Source organism: Sphingomonas sp. dw_22 (assembly GCF_018449795.1).
In the GTDB taxonomy this organism is placed as follows: Bacteria; Pseudomonadota; Alphaproteobacteria; order Sphingomonadales; family Sphingomonadaceae; genus Sphingomonas.
In genome coordinates this window covers 25,811-47,969 of sequence record NZ_JAAVVE010000027.1, presented here as the reverse complement: position 1 = coordinate 47,969, position 22,159 = coordinate 25,811, and the positions used below count along the sequence as shown (strand labels likewise).

Genomic DNA, 22,159 nt, shown 5'->3' with positions numbered 1-22,159 from the left:
ACCCACCCCCAGTCCCTCCCTTGCAGGGAGGGGAGCAGAATCACGCCAGCTGGCAGATATCCAGCACGTTCATGTCGGTATAATCCTGGTTCTCGCCGGCCATCGCCCAGATGAAGGCATAGGCCTTGGTCCCCGAGCCCATATGGATCGACCAGGGCGGCGAGATCACCGCTTCCTCGTTCGCGATCACGATGTGCCGGGTCGCCTCGCCCTCGCCCATATAATGGAAGACGCGATCCTTGTCGGTGTCGTCGAGCTCGAAGTAGAAATAGATCTCGCTGCGACGCTCATGGATGTGCGGCGGCATCGTGTTCCACACGCTGCCCGGCTTGAGCACGGTCAGGCCCATGACGAGCTGGGCGCTATCGCACACGCCGGGGATGACGAGCTGGTAGATCGTCCGCTCGTTCGATTCCTCCAGGCTGCCGCGATCGAGCGCATTGGCGTCGGCGATCGAGAGCTTCCGGGTCTGGAAGCCCTTATGCGCCGGGCACGAAGCCAGGTAGAAGCGCGCCCCGGCGCCGGAGAACTGCACGTCCTTCGCGCCCATCGTCACGTACAGGCAGTCCTTGTTGCCCAGCGTGAAGCTCTCGCCATCGACGGTGACGGTCCCCTCGGCCTTGCCGACATTGACCACCGCCAGCTCGCGCCGCTCGAGGAACGGATGCCCCGCCGCCGATGCCGGCTCGGTCTGATCCGGCAGCTTGACCGGGGCCGAGCCCACCGCCACCCCGCCGATCACGAAGCGATCGGCATGGGTGTAGTTAAGCACGCACTCGCCCTCCCGGAACAGGTCCGAGATCAGATAGCGGTCGCGCAATTCATCGTTCGATACGCACTCCATCATGTCGGGGTGCGTGGCGTAATAGGTGCGATCGAACATCATATGCTCCGTGGTTTGATTGTATTTCTCAGGCCGCCGCGGCGACCGGCGCCGGCGCGATCGCGTCGAGCTTGTAGGCGCGCCGGACCAGCCCGTTGGTCAGTTCATAGGCCAGCTCCGCCGCCTCCCAGTCGAGCAGCCGCCCCTCGGCGACCAGCCGGGCGAGGAAGCCGCAATCGATGCGCCGGGCGACGTCGTGCCGCGACGGGATCGACAGGAAGGCGCGCGTATCGTCGTTGAAGCCGACCGTGTTGTAGAAACCCGCCGTCTCGGTCACCTGCTCGCGGAAGCGGCGCATGCCCTCGGGGCTGTCGTGGAACCACCAGCTCGGGCCGAGCTTCAGGCACGGATAATGGCCGGCCAGCGGCGCCAGCTCACGGGCATAGACCGTCTCGTCGAGCGTGAAGAGGATGATCGACAGGTCGGTCGAGGTGCCGAAGCGATCGAGCAGCGGCTTCAGCGCATGGACGTAATCGGTGGTCATCGGGATGTCCGCGCCCTTGTCGCGGCCATGGCTCTCGAACAGCCCGCCATTATGGTTGCGGAAGGCGCCCGGATGGATCTGCATCACCATCCCGTCCTCGGCCGACATCGCCGCCATCTCGGTCAGCATCTGTGCGCGGAACAGCTCGGCATCCTGCGGCGTCCAGCGATCCGACAGGATCGTGCGGAACAGCCGCTCGGCCTCGTCCTTGGTGAGGTTGGCGGTCTGCGCGGTCGGGTGGCCGTGATCGGTCGCGGTGGCGCCCGCGGCGCGGAAATCGGCGCGGCGCTTGCGATGCGCGGCAAGATAGCCGTCCCAGCTATACACGTCCTCGCCGGTCTTCTCGGCAAAGACCTTCATCGCGCCGTGGAACTGCTCATGCTCGACGTCGATCACCGCGTCGGGGCGATAGGTGGTCACCACCCGCCCCTTCCAGCCCGAGCTGTGGATGACGTGATGCGGCGAGAGATCGTCCTGCGGGCCTTCCGTGGTCGCCAGAAACTCGATGCCGAAGCGGTCGAACAGCGCCCGCGGCTTGAACGCGTCGGACGCCAGCTTCTCGTTGATCGTGTCGTAATAGTGATCGGCGGTCGAGGCATCGAGCGCCACGTCGAAGCCGAACACCTCGCCGAACACATGGCTCAGCCACGTGCTCGAAGGGGTGCCGCGGAACAGATGGGTGTTCTCCGCGAAGGTCCGCCACGCCTTGCGCGGATCGGTCGCCGGCATGCCGGCCTTGCTCGGCACGCACAGGTCGTCGAGCGCGACGCCCTGCGAATAGAGCATGCGGTAGATATAGTGATCTGGCGAGAGCAGCAGCTCGGTGGCGTTCGACCAGTTGGCGTTGGTCGAGAACCAGGTCGGATCGGTGTGCCCGTGCGGGCTGATGATCGGCAGCCCAGCCACCTGGGCATAGAGCTCCCGCGCGATGCTGCGGGTGCGTTCCTCGGCGGGAAGGAGCCGGTCGGGATCGAGTTTCAGGGGCTTGGGCACGCTAATCTACTCCATTCAGACGACATCCGCGCGGGCAAGGCGCGGGGAAAGGATCTGCACCGACAGCAGGGCAAGGAAATAGGCCGCGCCCGCCGCGACGAACAACGGCGTGTAGCTGCCGAGCGCGTCGAGCACATAGCCGACATAGGTGGTGAAAACCATGCCGCCGACCGCGCCGAGCGTGCCACCGATGCCGATCACCGATCCCACCGCATAGCGCGGCACCAAGTCGGAAGGCAGCGTATAGAGCGTCGCCGAAAACGCCTGGTGCGCCGCCGCCGCCACGCCGATCACGCAGACGCTCAGCCACAGATTGTGGAACTGGGTGGCGAGCATCACCGGCAGCACGAAGCAGGCCGAGATCAGCATGGTGAGCTTGCGCGCCTTGTTGACGCTCATCCCGCCCTTCATGAACCGGCCCGAGAGCCAGCCGCCCGCCACGCTGCCCGCATCCGAGATCAGGTAGATCGCCGCCAGCGCCAGCGCCGCGGTGGGCGTGTCCCACGACGTGAGGTTCAGGCCATATTGCTTGCCGATATAGCTGGGCAGCCAGAACAGATAGAACCACCAGATCGGATCGATGAAGAACTTGCCGAGCGCAAAGGCCCAGGTCTCCTTGCGAACCAGCAGCTTGCCCCACAGGTTCTTCACCTTCACCGCCGGATCGGCGGGATCCTGGCTGATATGCGCCAGCTCGGTCTCGCTCACCTTGGCATGGCCGTGCGGGCTGTCGCGGAAGATGGCGAGCCAGGCGATCAGCCAGGCGACGCCGAACACGCCGGTGACGACGAAGGTCATCCGCCATCCGATCGCGGGCACCATCGCCCAGATCAGCAGCGGGGTGAGGATCGCGCCGACATTCGATCCGGCGTTGAACAACCCGATCGCCAGCGCGCGCTCCTTGGCCGGGAACCAGTCCGCCACGGCCTTCACGCCTGCGGGAAAGTTGCCCGATTCGCCGATGCCCAGGCCGAAGCGCGCTATCGCGAACTGGGTGACCGTATGCACGCCGCCATGCGCGACATGGGCGATCGTCCAGATCACCACCGCGATGCCATAGCCGAAGCGCGCGCCGATCGCATCGACGATCTTGCCGAAACCGAGATAGCCGATCGCGTAGGCCGCCTGGAAATAGAAGACGATATGGGCATAGTCCGTCTCGGACCAATGCAGCTCCTTCGCCAGATCGGGCTTGAGCACCGCGATCATCTGGCGGTCGACATAGTTGATCGCGGTCGCCGCGAAGAGCAGCCACACCACGACCCAGCGATATCGTCCCACGCGATCCGCCGCCTTGGCGATGATCGCCTCACCAGATGCCGCCATCAACCTCTCCCTTATCCTTTTTCCGGCTCAACCCCGGCGAATGCCGCCGATCGTGCACCGTACACGCATGTCCTGCCCGAACCGGGCCTCGACCCCCGCACCGACGCGCACCTGATGGACGCCGGTGACGGCGCCTGTCGAGATCCACTGGCCGGGAGCCAACGGCAGATGCCGGCTGGCGGCAAGTTCGAACAGGAAGCGGACCGCCCCGAACGGACCGTCGAGCATTTCGCCCGCAGTGCCGGTGCCTGCCACTTCCCCGTCGATTGTTAGCGCTACCGGCCAGCCAAGGAAATCCACATTCGGCGGCACCGCGGCGCCGACCACTAGGCCGTTATTGTTTCCGAAATCGGACACGGTGATGGCTGGCCCGTAATCGTTGATCCCCGCAAAAGGCGAGCTGGCGATTTCGATGCCGACATGGATCGCATCGACGAATTCCATCACTTCCGCGTTGGTCCAGGCGCGATCGAAGCGCGCCGGCAGGCTGCCGATGCGCAGCAGGAACTCGGCCTCGGCCGCGCCGAAGCCGTCCGCGAAGATCGGCATTTCCGGGACGCCGTCGGGCGAATCCACCACGCTGCCGGCAAAGATCGGGCCGGCCAGCCGATCGGTGCCGAAGCGGCCGACCAGCGCATCGGGAATGCGCCCGACCTTCCAGCCGACGATGCGCCCGCCGAACAGGGCGATCGCGCGCTTCTGAATGGCATAGGCCTGGTCGAGCGTCTCGGGCAGTTCGCCGGGATAGTCGGGCAGCGCATCGCCCGCCTGCCGCGCCGCCACGAATGCCTGCGCGATCGCATCGCTCGCCGCTCCTTCGCTGGGATTTCCGCTTCCTGTCTTCACGTCGCGCATCGGCATTCTGGTCTTCTCAAAAGAAGCGTCCGGCGCTCCCCCGAGGGAAGCGCCGGAACGCAGTTGAAGGAGCCGAATACCGGCGCCTGGGTCAGTTGGCGGCGCGGGCGGCAGTGAGGCCGCCCGCGCCGTTCAGAAGCGAACCCGGACGCCGCCGTAGAATTGGCGTCCGGTGTGGTGGTACAGGACCACCTGATTGTCCTGGTCGATGTAGAAATCCTGCGGCTCGTCGGTCAGGTTGATCGCCTCGAGCGACAGGGTGACGTTCTCGGTCAGCTTGAGCGATGCCGAAGCGTCGAAATTCCACGTCCGGTTGACGCCCTCCTCGGTGCTCTGCTCACGCGCGCCGCCGGCGAAGGCCGTCAGATAGGCCGAACGATAGGTGGCCGATCCACGCAGGCTGAACACCGAATCCTCATAGAACAAAGTGCCGTTGGCCGACTTGTTCGAGAGGTTGGTGAGCGGCCCCACCACCTCGCCGACGCCGCCCGGCCCCGGATAGGTGATGTCGGCCTTCACATAGGTATAGTTGGCCAGAACCCCGAGATTGCTCAGGAAGCCCGGGAGGAAGTCGAGCTGGTGCTGATAGTTGATCTCATATCCCTTCAGCGTCCCGCCCTCGCCGTTCACCGTGCGGGTGACGTTGAACAGGTCGCCCGGCGCCACGCCGGTTCCGTCCAGCAGTTCCAGCGGCAGGCCGAGCTCGGAAAAGGGCACCAGAGTCGTGATGTTCGTGCCCGAAAGCGTGCTGATCTTCTTCTCGAACACGCCGACCGAGATCAGCGAACCCCGCGCGAAATACCATTCGGCCGACGCATCGAGATTGGTCGCCTCGGTCGGGTCGAGATAGGGATTGCCCGTCGAATAGCCGCGGTTCGAAGCCTGGATCGTCAGCGATCCGCCCGGCGACAGCGATCCCAGGCCCGGCCGGGTGATCACCTTGGCCACGCCGAAGCGCACCAGGAACTTGGGCGTGATCTCCGCCACCAGGTTCAGCGACGGCAGCCAATGGTCATAGTCGCGGCCGACGCGGAGCTGCTCGATCGCGCCGTTGACCGCGGCATAGCCCGAACTGTCCTGATGCGTGGTGACATAGCGCATGCCCACGTCGCCGCGCAGCTTCATCGTATCGTCCAGGGGAATCGTGAAGTTCGCCTGGAAATAGGCCGCTTTCTCGGTCTCTTCGACATCGACGAAGCTCGACCGGGCATTGGTGTTCTCGACGCCGCCCATCCGGAAATCGATCGGCGTGCCGTTGATCGTCTTGATGCAGTTGCAATAGATATCGAGCTCGCTGACGAACTTGCCGAAATCCGGGATCACATAACCGCTATACTGGGGATCGCCGGTCACGCCGCCCAGCACCCGCGTAAGGCTCGCCACCTGCGCCGCAGTGAGCGTCGGCGAGATCGTCTCCGCGACCAGCCGCCGCTCCTCATAGCCGCTATAGTTGAATTTGCGCCACTCGAGGCCGCCCTTGAAGGTGAGCTGATCGGGAACGACGTCCCATTCAAGCACCGCCTTGCCGGTCTTGTACTCGTTCTTCGCGCCCTGCGGACGGATGCGAATGTCCGACGATCCGTTGACCATCGTCCAGCTCGCCGGATCGGCGACGTCGAAGCCCCAGTTTATCACCGGTTCGCGATCATTGTCGCGATAGTCCCAGGAATAGCCGTCGCTGTTCAGGCGATCGAGCGTGATCGTGGTCTGGATCGGGTTGTCGAATTCCGACTTGGCATATCCGCCGAACAAGGTGCCGCGGAAGCGATCGGTGAATTCCTGCGTCAGCGTGCCGGTATATTGCTGGAACTTGGTCTCCAGCCTGTCCATCCGCGATTCGACTCGCATGTCGACATCGTCGAACACGCCATAGACCAGCTCGTTCTGATCGTTGACCACGCCATCGCGGATGATCGTCTGGGGCTTGCCCGCCGCGCCGGTGCGGCTGAACGAGATCGCCTCCAGATAATTCTCGGTGCGCGTCGTCTTGGCGTTCGAATAGAGCGCGTCGAAGGTCAGCAGCGTGCTCTCGGCCGGGCGGAACTGCACCGATCCGGTGATGCCCAGCCGCTTCAGGTCATATTGCCAAGTGTCGTAGCGCGGGATGCGCGGATGATAGATCAGCGAATCCCAGTTGCTGCCATTGCTCGCCGGCACCGCGTTGATCTGCGCGACCGTATAGCCCGGCAAGGTCGATGCCGCGTTGAAGCCGCCATTCGCGCCGGTCGGGCTCCAGCGCACCGTGCTGTGCCCCTCCTCCAGCACCTTGCGCTGCGAATAGGCCGCCGACAGCAGCACGCCGAACGTCTCGTCGCGATTGTGCCAGCTCACCAGCCCGGCGAAGCGCGGCGAGAATTTCTCGGACAGGTCGTTCCAGCCCGCCTGGGCCGAGGCGGCCACCACGAAATTGTCCTTATAGTCAAATGGCCGCGCCGTCTGGAGATCGACGGTCGCGCCCAGCGACCCCTCCTCGACATCCGCCGACGAAGTCTTGCGCACCGTGATCGAATTGAACAGTTCGGACGCGAAGATGTTGAAATCGAAGCTGCGGCTGCGGTTCACGCCGCCGCCGGCATCCGAGCTGCCGGTCGTCGCGATCGATTCCATGCCGTTGATGCGGACGCGCGTGAACGTCGGCCCCAGGCCGCGCACCGAGATGCTGCGCCCCTCGCCGCCGTCGCGCGCGATCGCCACGCCGGGCACGCGCTGGATCGATTCGGCCAGGTTGTTGTCGGGGAACTTGGCGATGTCGTCGGCCTTGATAACGTCGACGACGCCGGCCGATTCACGCTTCTCGTCGAGCGCCGCCGTGATGCTGCCGCGGAAACCGGTCACCACGATTTCCTGCTCGACGGTCGGATCGATCTGTTGCGGCTCGTCAGCCGGGACGGCACTGGCCTGGGCATGCGCGTCCGCAGGCCACAAAGCCGCAAGGCTGAGGGCCAGAAGCGATACTCCCGAAGCGCGCACGACAATATGATGCGTAAAACCCTTTCTCATCTCCACCTCCTAATGCCCCCTTCGTTGTTTCCGCTCGCTGGCAGGAAGGTGGGCTGGTTGACATGCTACCGGTGTCAGGAAGGCGCGTCAACGCTTCCGGACAGGGGTTGCGGGATTTGCGGGGCCGGGAATCAGGCGAGTTGTTCGACGACCGCGCCGTTCACACGCACATTCTCCAGGCGCAGCCGCTCGGTATGGCGAATCACGCTGGGCTCGCGCACGCCCTCGAAGCTGCAATCGCGCAGGGTGATGTCGGTCACCGGCGCGCCGGGCAGGCCCTGGCTGTCGAGCACCCGCACCGCGTTCTTCGCGCGCAGCCGCTCGATCACGACATTGCGCAGCCTGGGCACGAACGGGCCGTTCGGCCCCTCCTCGTAATTGAAGTCGCACGTCACCGCCGCACGGCCGACCTGGCCCACATCGATGTCGCGATAGAAGAAATTTTCGAGCAGCCCGCCGAGCAAGGCATTGTTCTTGAAGCGGATCGCGTACCAGAGATCGGGGCTGTCCATCACGCAGCGCTCGGCGAAGATCCAGCGCGCGCCGCCCGAGATCTGCGATCCCACGACCACGCCGCCATGCCCTTCCTTCATCCGGCAATCGCGGATCAGGATGTTCTGGGAGGGCGTGGCGAGCCGCCGCCCGTCCTCGTTGCGGCCCGAATTGACCGCGATGCAATCGTCGCCGGTATCGAACACGCAATGCTCGATCAGCGCGCCGTCCACCGATTCGGGATCGCAGCCGTCATTGTTCGGCCCATGCCCCAGGATGTCGACGCCGCGCACCGTCAGGTTGCGGCACAGCACCGGGTGGATCTGCCAGAACGGCGATCCGCGCAGCTTCACCCCTTCGATCAGGACATTCTCGCAGTCATAGGGCTGGACGAACGCCGGCCGCAGATAGGAGCCCGCACCGAACACGCGCTTCTCCACCGGCACGCGGTCCTCGGCCATCTGGAACAGGATCGCCCGTGCCTTGCGCTGGTCCGGCATGCCCTCGCGCCAGCCATGTTCGGCGGTACCGCCCCATGGCCCCTTCCACGACCACCAATGCTGGGCGCTGCTCTGGCCATCGAGCGTGCCTTCGCCGGTGATCGCGATATTCCGCTGCTTCCGCGCATAGACGAAGGGCGAATAGTTCATCAGTTCAATCCCCTCCCAGCGCGTGAAGACGATCGGATAATGGGCGGGGTCGGTCGAGAAGAGCAGCGTGGCGCTGGCCTTCAGGTGCAGGTTGACGTTGGACTTGAGGTGTACGGCACCGGTGAGGAAGCGCCCCGCGGGCACCACCACCCTGCCCCCGCCCGCGGCGTTGCAGGCGGCGATCGCCCTGGCGATGGCATCGGTGTTGAGCGTCGTCCCGTCGCCCTTTGCGCCGAACTGGACGATATCGAAATCGCGTGCCGGAAAGACGGGCGGCTTGACGCTCCGGGCGATGTCCGCCGCGCGTGCCCAGGGATCGGCGGGCATGGCCGATGCGAAGGAGGGCAGCATCGAGCAGGCGGCGCCCGCCCCGGCATAACGCAGCAGATCACGGCGCGAAGATGGGTTCAGCATGAATCGCTCTCCTGGGTTCCGGCTTTTTCTTGACACCGGTTCCCTAAAGACTGTGCGGACCCGTGCTTCAGGTCAAGCGCCGATGCAGCCGGAAAAGAGGCCAGGTTCGTCAAGCGGCGGACATGCGTAGCTTTGCGGATGGAGCCTTGCAGCGTTCCGCCCTCACATGCGGGCTCACGCCACGCACTGGACGAAATCATGCCGAACGAGCCCTTTATCCCCGAACCCGACCGGATCGATCCGCAATCGCCGCCGGAGCGCCCCACCTTCGCGCCACCCCAGGAACGGCCCGGAACCGAGAGCCCGGAATGCCCATCGCCTGCCCCCGACACGTACTGGCCGGACAGCGCGCCGCCGGAGCGTCCCTCGGATTCTACAGAAAGGGCCTAACGCAGGAATTTCGCGATGTGGGCGCGGACCGCCTCGGTCCGCCCCACCAGCAGATGCCCGCCACTCGGCAGCGCCAGCAGTTCGGCGCCCTTGATCCGCTCGGCGGTGAAACGCGCGCCCGGCTCGGACTGATACAGATCGTCCGTCGCAGTCACGATCAGCGTCGGCACCGCGATCCGCTCAAGCGGCCAGGGCGCCAGCACCGTCGATCCGTCCAGGCGAAGCCCCTCGGTATGCGCGGACAAGGGCAGGATGCTTCGGATGAGCGCACGGACGCGTGCGCGCTCGGCCGGCGACGCCTGCGCCTCGACCTCGGGCGGCACGCCCAGGAACCGCACGACCGAGCGATGCGCCACTTTGGATGCCGCCCAGAACAGGAAGTCCGCCGAACGCTCGACCAGCCCGAGCACCGCCTGGCTCTCGCCGTCCTTGCCCGCGCCCATCACCTGCGTCGGCTCATAGAGATGGGGGGAGATCAGGATCAGCACCGAGACCTTCTCCGGATGGCGCAATGCCAGTTCCACCGCGCTCGGCGCCCCGGCCGAAACCCCAGCCACGATCGCGCGCTCGACGCCGAGACGATCGAGCAGTCCCGCATGCGCATCGGCCTGTGCAGCCGGCGACGGATCGGCCGGCAGCGGCGTGCCGAGATAGCCGAACCGCGACGGTGCGATCAGGTCATGACCGGCCCCGAACAGTTCGCGCCCGAGCATCAATCCCTGATCGTGCCCGCCGCCCGCGCCGTGGATGACGAGCACCGCCCGGCCCGCCCCTTCGCGCGCATAATCGATCCCGCCGGAATTCCTGGCCTCCGCCGCAAGCTCCGTGCGCCGAAGCCCCATGTCGTGCCGATAGCCGAGCCAAGTCGCGCCCCCCGCCGTCGCCAGCGCGGCAAGTCCGAGACCCCAGCGCCGGACATTCGGAGAAGGTGCGGGCATGGCTATGGCCTGGGCTCCACTTCGATCACGGTGCGCTGCTTGTCGATCTCGTTCCGCCGGTCGAGCGTGTCGGCGGTCAGCACGATCGTCGTGCCGGGCGCGACGATGCCCGCGACCGACCGGCGAAATGCGTCGTCCACCTGGAAGCGCTGCCAGAATCCTTCCGCCACCGGCTCCACCTGGGTGCCGCCGCTCAGCGCCACCGAAAGCCATTGCGGCGGCTGTCCGGCGCCGCCGCGCAGCACATAGGCGGTCGTGCCCGTCACCGGCTCGCCGATCACCACCGGCGCGCTGCCGATCACCTTGCCGCCCCGCAGTACCACCACGCGCTTGTCCGCCGCGCTGATGACGATCGAAACCGGCCCTTCGGCAGCCGTCCCGGGACGCCAGATCACGCCCGCCTCGGCCGGCCCAGGCGCAAAGCCCGCCCCGGCCGGGTCCGCCGAAGGCGCCAGCCTGGGAACGCTCGCTTCCTCGGTGATGACCACGGTCATGCCGAGCCGCGTCACGCCGTAGAGCCGCTTCGCGAAATCCTGCGGCAGCCGGATGCAGCCATGCGACGCGGGATAGCCCGGCAGATTGCCGCCGTGCAGCGCCACGCCGCCCCAGGTGAGCCGCTGCATATAGGGCATGGGCGCATTGTCGTAGAGGTTCGAATAATGCTCGACCTGCTTCTGCAGGACCGTGAACACCCCCGTCGGCGTGTCATAGCCGGTCCGGCCGGTGGAGACGGTCGAGACGCCGATGGGGATGCCGTTGCGGTAGAGGATGGCGCGCTGCGTCGCGAGGCTGACGATCAGCAGCACCGGCCCTTCGGGCGCGATCTCCGGCGCCCAGAGGAACTCGCCGGGCTTGAGCTTCTCCACCGCTTCCGCCGCGGAGCCTGGGCCGAGCTGATCCTGCGCATGGAGCGGCGCGGCCGGTGCCAGCAGGAACGCCAAGGCGAATGTGAAGCGCGCAACCTGCATCGGAATCCGCATTCCTTCCATTGATCGGGAGGCGATGGAGGAGAAGCGCCGCCGCCGATATGCGGAAGATACCGTATCGAGCCCCGGCGGCGCGACGGGCATGCAGGCCGACATGGACGCGCCCCGCTCCCCCGTTCCGGACAGCGCCGAGCGCATCTGGCATGCCTGCCCGGCCTTGGAATGCCTCGATGCATCGGGAAGCCGGAGCCAGGGGCTCTCCTCCGCCGAAGTGGCGGAACGCCAGGCGATATGGGGGCCCAACCGCCTGCCCCACGCCCCGCCGCCCAGCCTGATCGTCCTTTATCTCAAGCAATTCCGCAGCCCGCTCATCTATCTGCTGCTCTTCGCGACGCTCGTGTCGCTGGCGCTGGGCGATGTGACCGACGCAGCCTTCATCCTGGCGGTCCTGCTGGTGAACGCCGTGATCGGTGCCACCCAGGAGGGCCGCGCCGATGCTGCCGCCCGCGCGCTCGAAGCGATGGTCCACCCCAAGGCCCGCGTCCGGCGCGACGGCGAGCTACGCGAAGTGGACGCCGCCGAGTTGGTGCCCGGCGACATGGTATTGCTCGAAAGCGGCGACGCCGTGCCGGCCGATCTGCGGCTGATCGAGACCAACAGCCTGAAGATCAATGAATCCGCGCTCACCGGCGAGGCGATGCCCGTCGACAAGGATTCGGGCGCTTCGGTGCCGGACGATGCGGGAGTCGCCGATCGCGCGACCATGGCCCATGCCGGCACGATGATCGTCGAGGGCCGTGCGCTCGGGCTCGTCGTGGCGACCGGCAGTCACACCCAGCTCGGCAAGATCGCCGGATCGCTGCACGGCCGGGACAATCCGCCCCCGCCGCTGATGCGCTATCTCCAGCATCTCGCGCGCCAGATCGCGGTGGCGATCGTCGGATTGATCGTCCTGCTCGGCCTTGCGCTGCTGTGGCGCGGCGAGCCGGCGCAGGAGATCTTCCTGCTGGCGGTGGCGCTGGCCGTGTCGGCAATCCCCGAGGGACTGCCGATTGCCGTCACCGTGGCGCTGGCCACCGCGACCCGGCGCATGGCGGCGCGCAACGTGGTGGTCCGCACCCTGCCGGCGGTCGAAGGGCTTGGCTCCTGCACGCTGATCGCGACCGACAAGACCGGCACGCTCACCGTCAATCGCCTGTCGGTCGAAGCGGTGGCGCTGCCGGGCGGCGGCGAGCTCACCTCCGCCGAATGGAGCGGGCATCACGAGGCGCTGCAAGCGCTCGCGACCGCCGCCGCAGCCTGCAACGAAGCCGTGCTCGGGCTCGACGGAAACGGCACGGGCGACAGCGTCGACGTCGCCTTGCTGCGCTTCGCCGACGGCCTCGACATCGCGCCGCCGCCCGGCGCGGCGGTGCTCGGCATCCATCCCTATGAGCCGGTCAATCGCTTCTCCAGCGTGGCGATCGCGGCGGAGAGCGGCGCGACTCTTTATGCCAAGGGCGCGATCGAGCGGCTGATGGAGATGTGCGATCTGCCCGATCCCGGTCTTGCGGAAGCGGCCGAGCGGCTTGCCGCGAGCGGCTATCGCGTGATCGCGCTGGCCGAGGGTCATGCCCCGCGCACCGATTGCCTGTCGCTCGCGGAGCCCCATGGGCTGCGCCTGATCGGCTGCGTCGCCTTGTTCGATCCGCTGCGCCCCGAAGCGAAGGAGGCGGTTCGGCAATGCCGCGAAGCCGGGATCGAAGTGCGCATGGTGACCGGCGACCATCCCGCCACCGCCCGGACGATAGCCCTCCAGCTCGGCCTGCATTGCCCCGAGGGCGGCGTGCTGACCGGCCGGGAGATCGCCGCGCTGGAGGGCAATCCGGAGCGCCAGGCCGAGCGCATCCGGGGGGCAAGCGTCTATGCCCGCACCGAACCCGCCCAGAAGCTGCTGATCGTCGAGACGCTCCAGCGCGCGGGCCATGTCGTCGCGGTGACCGGCGACGGCGTGAACGACGCGCCGGCGCTCCAGGCCGCCTCGATCGGCGTGGCGATGGGACGATCGGGGACCGACGTCGCCCGCGGCGCCGCCGATCTGGTGCTGACCGACGACAATTTCGCCTCGATCGTCGCCGGGGTCGAGGAAGGGCGGGTCAGCTACGCCAATGTCCGCAAGATCGCGATCTTCCTGCTCGCCACCGGCATGGCCGAGATCATGGCCTTTCTCGGCGCGGTGCTGCTCGGGCTGCCGATGCCGCTGACCGCCGTCCAGTTGCTCTGGGCCAATATCGTGACCGAGGGCGTGCAGAATGCGGCGCTCGGCTTCGGCCAGGGCGATGGCGACGAGCTCAAGCGCCCGCCGCGTCGGACGTCCGCACATCTGATCGACAGCGATGCGCTGATCCGCATGATCCCGCCCGCATTGCTGATGGCCATCGTCTCGCTCTGGCTGTTCGAGGACGCGCTGGCGCAGGGCGCGACCATCGCGGAGGCGCGCAACGGCGTGCTCCTTTGCGTGGTGCTGTTCCAGAACGCCTTCCTGCTTTCGGTCCGCAGCCTGGGCCGCCCGTTCCTGCGCGAGCGGCTCTTCGCCAATCCCCTCCTCCTGCTCAGCATCGCGGTGGCGCTGGGGCTTCACCTTGCCGCGCTGACGCTGCCCTGGCTCCAGGCCGTGCTCGGCACCGCCCTTCCCGGCCACCGCATCGTCCTGGGGGCGCTTGCCGGGGCCGCCGGCACCTTCCTGCTCTCCGAAGCGATCAAGATGTGGCGGGCGCGGATCCGGGACATCCCCTAACGCATCGGGCGGTGCGATGCGCTTTACTGGCTCCGTCAAAAAAGGAGGACGCCATGATCCAGGATCTGCTGATCGCCATCGACAACAGCGCCGGGAGCGAGCCGTTCCTCGATACGGCGATCGCCTTTGCCGAACGCCTGGACGCCTTCGCCAAGGTGACGATGATCTCCGCCGGCCCGCTGGCAGCGGCCGAATTCGCGCCGTTCGGGGCGATCTATGTGCCCGAGGATGTGCTGCGTAGCGACGAAGCCGCACGGCTGGAGGAGGTTCGCGCGCGCTTGGCTTCGGCCAAGGTTCCGGTCGAGCTTCGCGGCATTTCCGACGATGTGGCTTGGGTAGCCGGCGACCTCCGCCGCAGCCATCCGCTCGCCGACCTGCTCGTGGTCGGCCCTGCGGATAGCTGGGAAGTGCCGTGGCTGCACCGCCGCGTGGTCGAGACGTTGCTGCTTTCCACCGGCACGCCGTTGCTGCTGCTGCCGACGCAATCGACGCTCGCTGGCGTCGGCCATGCCGTGCTCGGCTGGAAGCCGTCGCGGGAGGCGATCCGCACGGTCCATGATCTGGTGGCGATCGCGGATCCGGGCGCGGTCATCGATGTCGTCGTCGTGGACGAGAAGGCCGAAGGCGCCGCGGACCAGCCCGGGGTGGCGGACCTGATACAGCATCTCGCGCGGCACGGCTTCAATGCCACCGCCCATGTCATCGCGACGGGCGATTCCGCCGCCGAGGCGCTGGAGGAATTCACGCTCAGGCATAAAGCCGATCTGCTCGCGGTGGGCGGCTATGCCCATTCGCGGGTGCGCGAAGTGGTGCTGGGCGGCGTCACCCGCGATCTGCTCGGCAGCGCGCGGGTGCCCGTGCTCCTGTCGCATTGATGGGGTAGAGCTGCCGCGATGATTCAGGGTTATGTCATGCGGTTCGATCGCCCCGGCACGCCGCTTGTGCACACCGCGCGCGACTTCCCTGCGCCCGGCCCCGGCGAACTGCTGCTCGAAGTGGCGGCATGCGGCGTCTGCCGCACGGATCTCCATGTCGCCGATGGTGAGATCGCGGCGACCTATCCGAGAGTGCCCGGGCATGAGATCGTCGGCCGCGTGGTTGCGATCGGCTCTGAAGTTTCAGGCATAAAGCCCGGCGACCGCATGGGCGTGCCCTGGCTCGGCAGCACCTGCGGCCGTTGCCGCTATTGCCTGGGCGGTCATGAGAATCTCTGCGACTTCCCCAGCTTCACCGGCGCCACGCGCGATGGCGGCTATGGGACGCATGTGCTGGCGGACGCACGCTATTGCCTGCGCATCCCGGAGCGGTTCGAGGACGTCGAGGCCGCGCCTTTGCTCTGCGCCGGACTGATCGGCTATCGCGCGCTGGAGATGGCGGGCGAAGGCGAGAGCGTGGCGCTCTACGGCTTCGGCGCCGCGGCGCACATCATCGCGCAGGTGGCGATCTGGCAGGGGCGCAGGGTCCATGCCCTCACCCGCCCCGGCGATACCAAGACCCAGGCATTCGCGCGTTCGCTCGGCTGCGCCTGGGCAGGTGGATCGGACGTGTCGCCGCCGGAAGAGGTCGATGCCGCGATCATCTTCGCCGCCGCGGGCGAGCTGGTACCCCAGGCGCTGCGCGCGGTGCGCAAGGGCGGCCGCGTGGTCTGCGCCGGCATCCATATGAGCGACATCCCGTCCTTCCCCTATGCCGATCTATGGGGCGAGCGCGCGATCCTCTCGGTCGCCAATCTGACGCGCGCGGACGGCAAGGCATTCTTCGAAGTGGCGGAGCGAGTGCCCGTGCGGACGACCGTCACGCCCTATCCGCTCGCGCACGCCAACGAAGCGCTCGACGATCTGCGCGCGGGCCGGCTGGAAGGCGCAGCGGTCCTGGTTCCCTAGGAAAGCCTGGATGCGGGGCGCCGGTGCTCGCTCAGCACCAGGGCAGACCATTCGCGCGTCTTCTCGTGGACCACCATACGGCATTCCTCGACTAGGCGGTCGCGCGTGCCTTCGACGATCGCATCGAAATGCACATGGTCGTGGCTGCGCACCGAGAAGATCGTCGAGAGATAGGTGTCGAATGCCTGGCGAAGCGACACCCATTGCCCCTGTTCCTCCAGCCATGGCCGGGTGGAGGCGGATGAGGTGAGCAGACGCAGATGCTTGCCGTGGAGCAGCGATTGCGTCGCGCCGGTCTGGATGTCGTGCGGGGCCACGCCGGAGCCGAGCACGCGATCGACATAGCCCTTGATGATCGCCGGCGGCATGCCGAACCAGATCGGATAGACGAGCGTCACCACGCTTGCGTCGCGCAGCAGGTCGAGCTCGGCGGCGACATCGGGCGCGGGCGTGAAGCCCGGCTTTCCCGGCCGCTCCGCGTCCTTCAGCAGCGGATCGAAGCCGATCGCATAGAGATCGCGCAGCACGGCCTCCTGGCCGCACTCACGCACCGTCTGACAATAGGTTTCAGCGATGGTGTGGTTGAAGCTGTGTTCAGCCGGATGGCCGAGAACCACGACGTGCCGGATCGTCTCGGCCATCAGGACGCACCGAGCATCAGGGCGGCGGCGAGTTGCGCCAGCATCAGGCAGGCGAGACCCGAAACGCCGATCACCACGCGTGGCTGTCGCATGGCGAAGCGGGAAGCGACCATCAGCGTGCGTGCCATATTGCCCTCCTGTTCGTAGCCTTGCAGACGTTAGTCATTGGCGGGTCGGCCGACATACGTTTCTATACTTAACGCTCCGCAGCCGAACCGGACTAGGCGGTCCGGCGCAGCTTGCCCGCCCGCTGGCGGGTAAACGCCAGGTCGAAGGCCTGGCTCCGGTCGGTCGCGCGCAGGAGCCCGGCATAGTCGCCGGTCCATTGATCCGCGAAGCCCGCGACCTTGCCGTAGCTGTTGTCGAGCAGCACGTGCGGGATATCGAGCAGCAGCGACAGGATATGGGCGTGGAGCCGATCGGTCACCACGACCTCGCCCTGGCTCAGCATCGCCAGCCCCCGGCGAAAGCGCCATTCCGCCAGCCGGCGCTGGCGCAGCGCGCGCATCACCATGGGATCGCGCGTGAACAGCCGATGGAGCCGCAGCGACAGGCGCAGATAGCGTTTCTGGGCCGGATCCTCCTCCAGCCAGTCGTCGGCGACCGCGCCGCGCGGCAGCGGCTCCTCAACGTGGTCCGCGCGCTCGTGATCGGTGCGCAGCAAGGCAAAGATCGGATATCGGGCGACTCCCCGCGGCTGGCGGCCGAGCATCAGCGCGGCATCGGGGCAGAGCTCGATCCGGCAGTCGAAATGCTCGTGGGCAAAGGCCAACGACTTCGCGTCGCGGACCAGCAGGGTGAACTGGCCGTGGCGCTTGATCGCCGCCGCCATCGCGTCGGCCGCATCCGGGTTCGCATAATGGATCGACTCCGGCATCTGGACGATCGGCCGCCCTTGATGCCGCTCCAGCAGGTGGAGGCGAAAGGCTTCGTGCTTGGGCCAGAGCGTGCCCATGTTGCCACCGCCATGGATCAGGATCGGCCCCTCGCCGATCGCCGCACGGCAGGCTTCGTCGTCGAAATCGGAGATCGCCGAGTAATAGACCGGCAGACGCCCGCGCTGACGCAGATAGGCCATCTCGCCAAGCCAGATCGCCGAATCGCCGACATTGCTGTGGTCGGGAAAATCGACCAGCGCGAGCTCGCCGGGCGGAAGTACCGAATCGAGCATTTGCGCGAAACGCTGCGCGAGTTCGCCGACGATTCCGTCGGCGGATTTGCCGTCGCTGGTCATGATCGGCCCTTTCGAAGACGCTTGAGGATGGATTTGCCGCGCCCACGCCATTCGCACGAGATCGCGAGCAGCACGCCGGCATAGAGAAACGCACCCAACGCAGTGAGGACGAGCATCGTCCCCCACCCGCCCAGCTCCGGCGCGAGCAGCCGCATCGCCAGCGCGAGGAACAGCCCCATGAGGGTGGAGGCGATCAGCGGCGCCGCGATCGCCCGGAATGTGTCCGCCGGGCGGATGCCGGAGGCCCGCTGGAGCATCGCGATCTGCATCGGCACCGTCAGATAGGCGCGGGCGACATAGGAGATCGCCACCGCGAATATACCGAAGGGCAAAGCCGCAAGCGTGAGGGTGAGGCCGAGCACGAACTGGGTGGTCGACAGGATCATCAGGCTGCGCGACGCGCCGAGCACGCTCAGCGACGGCGAGGCGAAGAAGTTGAGTGTGAAGGGCAGCGCCATGAACGCGAAGATCTGGGCAAGGTCGCCTGCCTGATCCCATTTCGCGCCGAACACGCTCGGCACCGCGACCGGCGCCAGCGCCCCGAACCCGACCAGCGCCGGGAAGGAGATCGCCGAGGACTGGGAGATCATCCACTGATAGGCGCGGCGAAGCTCGGGCAGATCGTCCTTCACCCGTGCCAGCGTCTGCACCGCGACCTGGGTGAAGGGCTGGATCGCACCGCGGCCGATCAGCTCGACGGTGCGCCAGGCGGTGCGATACACGCCGACCATGGCCAGCCCGAGCCCGGCGCCGATCGCTACTTCCTGCACGCGCACCGTGGCGAGGAAGACGAGCTGGACGTAGATCAGGCTCCCGTTGAGCGCGAGATTACCGCGCAGGATCGCCCATTCGAACGCCCAGCCCGGCTTCCAGTCATAGGAACCGCGCGACAGGACCACACCCACCAGCTCGGTGACGATCCGCTGGATCACCAGGCTCCACAGGCCCAGCCCGCATAGCGCCGCGACGATCGCGGCGGTCCCGCCGATCAGTCCGCCGACCACCGACCGCAGCGCCGTGGTACGATGCCCGAATTCGCGCAGCCTTAGCGCCATGTGCGTCCCCCCGAAGGAGGAGATCGGCAGCACCAGGCTCATCACCGCCAGCGGCAGCGCGATGCCGGGGGCGTGCATCAGATCCGCGATCGGCTGGGCGAGCAGCATGATCGCGAAGGCGGACAGGAAGGAGAAAGCCTGTTGCGAGCGATAGATGGTGTCGAGGAACGCCGGGGTGATCTCGCTGCGCCGCGCGATCGTCTGCACCAGCCCGGCGGTCGCGACGATGCGGAACGCCTCGGCAGTGAACGCCATCACCGAGAAGGCGCCGATATCCGCGCGCGTCAGCAGCCGCGCCAGCGCCACGAAGACGATGAAGGAGAAGAGCTGGTCGGACAGGAATCGCGTCACCGTCCAGCCGATCGAGCTGCGGCTGCGCTTGCGCAGCGTCGCGTCGAAGCGCGCGGGCGCCTCAGCGTTCAAGGAGCCGCCTCGCTTTCAACATGCGCATCCGCGCGCGCTCCAGATGCCGCCAGGCTTTCTGGCGAAGGCTGTGAAAGGCGGGATCGACCTTGGGCGCGAAGCGCGCCGCGCCGATGTCGGACGCCACGGTCGCCTCCAGGATCGGCGCCGGGAACAAGGCGAGATTGCGCATGCCATGCGCCCAGGATCGGTCCATCTCGTCGTCGATCGGCCGTCGCACCAGCCGGCAATGCTCGGAAAGGCGCCGGGCGCCCTCCAGCGTGATCGCATAGCCCTGGGTGCCGTAAGCCAGCCCGATCAGCTCGATGACGGTGCGCGAATGCTGGAGGAAATCGCCGCGCACCACGCGCTGCCAGGTGGGGCGCTTCGCATAGAGGCGCAGATAATCGATGCCGGTCGCATGGAGATCGGCGCGCGCCAGCCGCTCCAGATAGGCCCAGTCGACCAGCGTATCGTCCTCCAGCACGATCGCCTGGGGCACGCCGCGCGCCACCATGTCGCGCCAGATCGAATAATGGCTGGCATAGCAGCCGATCTCGCCCCGGGTGAGCGCCCGCCCCTTGTTCTTGCGGATCGCGAGCTCGTCGAGCTCCATGCCCTCCGCCGGCCCGGTGCAGGCATCGAAGAACCGCCAGGGAAGCGCAGCATTGCCGGCCCGTTCGGCAAAGCCATTGCGCCTCGCCTCGGCTGTTGCGAGCGACACCACCCATATCTCGGCGGGATCGCGCAACTCCGGCAGTTCCTTAACCATACACGCCTCCTTCCCGCGACCATGCGGCACGGCACGGCCGAGTTCGGCTGGCACCTTTGGTAACCTTACATCCGGCCCGCGCGAAGGCACCCGCGGCTCGGGCTGTCGTCGCAACGGGGCGTCTCACCTTCGCATGCGCAGCATTGTGTTGACCTTGCCGTCCAACGGCCGATGCTGGGGCCGACAACAAGCGAGCCGAGGCGTGCCGATGTACCAAATCGCTGTCGTCGTGCCGGTGTGGAATGGCCGCTCGATCCTGGGGCGCTGCCTCGAAGCGATCGAGCAGCAGACCATTCCGCGCGAGGCATTCCAGATCATCGTGGTCGACAATGCGTCGACCGACGGCACGGCCGAAATCGCCCGCGCCTTTCCGGGCGTGCTGGTTCTCGAAGAGCCGACGCCCGGCTCCTATGCGGCGCGCAACCGTGCGCTCGCGCATGTCGAGGCGCCGATCACCGCCTTCACCGACGCCGATTGCGTCCCCGCCCCCGACTGGCTCGAACGCATCCTGGAGGCCGCGGCCGCGAATCCGGGCTTCGGCGTGCTGGCCGGCAGGATCGACCTGTTCGACGAAGGCGAGCAGGAGGGCATCGTGTTCGGTGATTACGAGCGCCTGTTCAGCTTCCCCCAGGCCCATGCCGCACGCGGCAATTGCGCCACCGCCAATTGGGCGAGCGAAACCGAGCTGCTGCGCCGCCTGGGCGGCTTCGACGCGAGCCTCAAATCGGGAGGAGACCGCCAGATGGCGCTCAGGATCAAGCAGTCGGGGCATCCGCTGGTCTATGTGCCCGCGATGATCGTCCGCCATCCGGTGCGCGCGAACCGAGCCGAGCTGGTCCGCAAGCGCAAGCGGCTGAGCGGCGGGCGCTGGGACCGGACCCGGCGCAGCCTCAGGCTTCCGCGCGTCCTCGCGGTCACCGCTGTCGATACGGTGCGGCGGCTGCGGCGCGCGGCGATCTCGCCGGGCCTGTCGCTGGGGCGCAGGCTCGCCGTGATGAAGCTTACGCTCGAACTCGCCGGAGTCGCCACCGCCGAGTTCCTGTACCTGGCCGCCGGCCGCAAGGCGGCGCGCGACTGATGGCCGCCCCCCGCTTCTCCGTCGTGATGCCGCTGTTCAATAAGGCATCGCATGTCCACGCCGCAATCGACAGCGTGCTCGCCCAGACGCTGCCGCCGCACGAGATCATCGTGGTCGACAATCGCTCGACCGATGGCAGCCGCGCGATCGTCGCGGCGATCGACGACCCGCGCATCCGGCTGCTCGAGCTCGTCAAGCCCGGCCCGGGCGGCTATGCCGGCCGCAATCTCGGCATCCGCGCGGCGGACGGAGACTGGATCGCGTTCCTCGACGCCGACGACCTCTGGGCCACGGACCATCTCGCGCTGCTCGGCGAGGCGATCGCCGCCGATCCCGGCGTGCATGCGGTGGCGACCCGGTTCGACCATGTCTTCGACAGCCATCGCAAGCCGCAGCGGATCGCGCCGGCGCTGGAGCAGCCGGTGACGCTCGATTTCGCGGGCTTCCTGCGCGCCTGGCTCGCGGTGCGCGAATGCCCGATGTGGACCGGCGCGATCGCGATCCGCCGCGACAGGCTGATCGGCGCCGGCCTGTTCCCGGAGGATCGCGCGGTGCGCGGCGGCGACAAGGATCTGTGGCTGCGCGTGCTGGCGCATGGCTCGCTGCGCTATATCCCGGCGGTCAGCGCAGTCTTCCACCGGGATTCGGAGAACAAGGTCAGCAAGTCGACCACCACGCTCGGCCTGCCCTGCCTGGTCGATACCGCGCGTCTTTTGATGCATACCGCCTCTCCTGAGGAGGTCGCGCTGCTCCGGCGGCTCGTGAACCAGGAGATCGCCCATTATGTCCGCTATTCGATGAAGCACCCCGGACAGACCGCGATCCGGATACGGGACATCTGCCTGCCCGAGGGGCTCGGCACGGCGGCGCTGGTGCTCGCCGCCCGCGCGATCCCAGGGCCTCTGCGGCAGGGCGGCCATGCGCTGCGGAACCGGTTGCTTGCCCGCGCGTGAGGCCGCTCCCGATC

The 22,159-nt window shown here is 67.2% G+C and carries 18 protein-coding genes; 5 read left to right on the top strand and 13 right to left on the bottom strand.

Annotated features, from left to right (window positions below; all coding sequences use genetic code 11):
* Positions 1 to 40: 40 nt before the first annotated feature.
* The 8 genes from kduI to HB724_RS12815 all read right to left on the bottom strand — a co-directional run bounded on the left by kduI (position 41) and on the right by HB724_RS12815 (position 11,405).
* Positions 41 to 883, bottom strand: a complete 843-nt coding sequence (gene kduI, locus HB724_RS12850) for a 5-dehydro-4-deoxy-D-glucuronate isomerase (RefSeq protein ID WP_213981340.1) — start codon at positions 881 to 883, stop codon at positions 41 to 43.
* A gap of 28 nt (positions 884 to 911) precedes the next feature.
* Entirely contained in the window at positions 912 to 2,360 is a 1,449-nt protein-coding gene (gene uxaC / locus HB724_RS12845; protein ID WP_213981339.1) for a glucuronate isomerase, read from the bottom strand.
* 15 nt (positions 2,361 to 2,375) lie between these two features.
* Positions 2,376 to 3,686, bottom strand: a complete 1,311-nt coding sequence (locus HB724_RS12840; RefSeq protein WP_213981338.1) for an MFS transporter — start codon at positions 3,684 to 3,686, stop codon at positions 2,376 to 2,378.
* 27 nt (positions 3,687 to 3,713) lie between these two features.
* Positions 3,714 to 4,541, bottom strand: coding sequence for a 2-keto-4-pentenoate hydratase (locus tag HB724_RS12835; protein ID WP_213981354.1), 828 nt, complete (start codon positions 4,539 to 4,541; stop codon positions 3,714 to 3,716).
* Between the two features lie 132 nt (positions 4,542 to 4,673).
* Positions 4,674 to 7,541 carry a TonB-dependent receptor gene (locus HB724_RS12830; protein WP_213981337.1) on the bottom strand — a complete coding sequence of 956 codons (2,868 nt, stop codon included), beginning with the start codon at positions 7,539 to 7,541 and terminating at the stop codon, positions 4,674 to 4,676.
* A 131-nt stretch (positions 7,542 to 7,672) separates the two neighbouring features.
* On the bottom strand, positions 7,673 to 9,097 hold the full coding sequence (locus HB724_RS12825) for a glycoside hydrolase family 28 protein (protein WP_213981336.1): 1,425 nt from the start codon (positions 9,095 to 9,097) through the stop codon (positions 7,673 to 7,675).
* A gap of 386 nt (positions 9,098 to 9,483) precedes the next feature.
* Positions 9,484 to 10,425, bottom strand: a complete 942-nt coding sequence (locus tag HB724_RS12820; protein ID WP_213981335.1) for an alpha/beta hydrolase — start codon at positions 10,423 to 10,425, stop codon at positions 9,484 to 9,486.
* A gap of 2 nt (positions 10,426 to 10,427) precedes the next feature.
* The gene (locus tag HB724_RS12815; RefSeq protein ID WP_256731497.1) at positions 10,428 to 11,405 is read right to left on the bottom strand and encodes a L,D-transpeptidase; all 978 of its coding nucleotides are present in this window, start codon (positions 11,403 to 11,405) and stop codon (positions 10,428 to 10,430) included.
* A 22-nt stretch (positions 11,406 to 11,427) separates the two neighbouring features.
* On the opposite strand from HB724_RS12815, the gene HB724_RS12810 reads away from it, so the two are divergent.
* From HB724_RS12810 to HB724_RS12800, 3 genes are read left to right on the top strand one after another with little or no spacing between them, the layout of a single operon-like run.
* The gene (locus tag HB724_RS12810) at positions 11,428 to 14,127 is read left to right on the top strand and encodes an HAD-IC family P-type ATPase (RefSeq protein ID WP_213981334.1); all 2,700 of its coding nucleotides are present in this window, start codon (positions 11,428 to 11,430) and stop codon (positions 14,125 to 14,127) included.
* A 53-nt stretch (positions 14,128 to 14,180) separates the two neighbouring features.
* Complete coding sequence (locus HB724_RS12805) at positions 14,181 to 15,002, top strand: universal stress protein (protein ID WP_213981333.1); 822 nt, start codon at positions 14,181 to 14,183, stop codon at positions 15,000 to 15,002.
* A gap of 36 nt (positions 15,003 to 15,038) precedes the next feature.
* Positions 15,039 to 16,010 carry a zinc-dependent alcohol dehydrogenase family protein gene (locus tag HB724_RS12800; RefSeq protein WP_256731496.1) on the top strand — a complete coding sequence of 324 codons (972 nt, stop codon included), beginning with the start codon at positions 15,039 to 15,041 and terminating at the stop codon, positions 16,008 to 16,010.
* Here the strand turns inward: HB724_RS12800 and HB724_RS12795 are convergent.
* From HB724_RS12795 to HB724_RS12780, 5 genes are all read right to left on the bottom strand, one after another.
* Positions 16,007 to 16,651 carry an NAD(P)H-dependent oxidoreductase gene (locus HB724_RS12795; protein ID WP_213981331.1) on the bottom strand — a complete coding sequence of 215 codons (645 nt, stop codon included), beginning with the start codon at positions 16,649 to 16,651 and terminating at the stop codon, positions 16,007 to 16,009. The genes HB724_RS12800 and HB724_RS12795 overlap by 4 nt on opposite strands.
* Positions 16,651 to 16,779 (bottom strand): hypothetical protein, encoded by a 129-nt coding sequence (locus HB724_RS20505; protein ID WP_256731495.1) that lies wholly within the window; start codon positions 16,777 to 16,779, stop codon positions 16,651 to 16,653. The genes HB724_RS12795 and HB724_RS20505 overlap by 1 nt, the downstream gene beginning before the upstream one ends.
* A 92-nt stretch (positions 16,780 to 16,871) precedes the next feature.
* Positions 16,872 to 17,885, bottom strand: a complete 1,014-nt coding sequence (locus HB724_RS12790; RefSeq protein WP_213981330.1) for a polysaccharide pyruvyl transferase family protein — start codon at positions 17,883 to 17,885, stop codon at positions 16,872 to 16,874.
* Positions 17,882 to 19,363 carry an oligosaccharide flippase family protein gene (locus HB724_RS12785; protein ID WP_213981329.1) on the bottom strand — a complete coding sequence of 494 codons (1,482 nt, stop codon included), beginning with the start codon at positions 19,361 to 19,363 and terminating at the stop codon, positions 17,882 to 17,884. The genes HB724_RS12790 and HB724_RS12785 overlap by 4 nt, the downstream gene beginning before the upstream one ends.
* The gene (locus HB724_RS12780; RefSeq protein ID WP_213981328.1) at positions 19,353 to 20,114 is read right to left on the bottom strand and encodes a glycosyltransferase family 25 protein; all 762 of its coding nucleotides are present in this window, start codon (positions 20,112 to 20,114) and stop codon (positions 19,353 to 19,355) included. Before HB724_RS12780 ends, HB724_RS12785 begins: the two co-directional genes overlap by 11 nt.
* A 208-nt stretch (positions 20,115 to 20,322) precedes the next feature.
* Here HB724_RS12780 and HB724_RS12775 point away from each other — a divergent pair, with 208 nt between their 5' ends.
* Together HB724_RS12775 and HB724_RS12770 are read left to right on the top strand one after the other, a co-directional pair.
* Positions 20,323 to 21,192: a glycosyltransferase family A protein gene (locus tag HB724_RS12775; protein WP_256731494.1), complete on the top strand. Its 870-nt coding sequence runs from the start codon at positions 20,323 to 20,325 to the stop codon at positions 21,190 to 21,192.
* The gene (locus HB724_RS12770; protein ID WP_213981326.1) at positions 21,192 to 22,145 is read left to right on the top strand and encodes a glycosyltransferase family A protein; all 954 of its coding nucleotides are present in this window, start codon (positions 21,192 to 21,194) and stop codon (positions 22,143 to 22,145) included. Before HB724_RS12775 ends, HB724_RS12770 begins: the two co-directional genes overlap by 1 nt.
* The last annotated feature ends 14 nt before the right edge of the window (positions 22,146 to 22,159 follow it).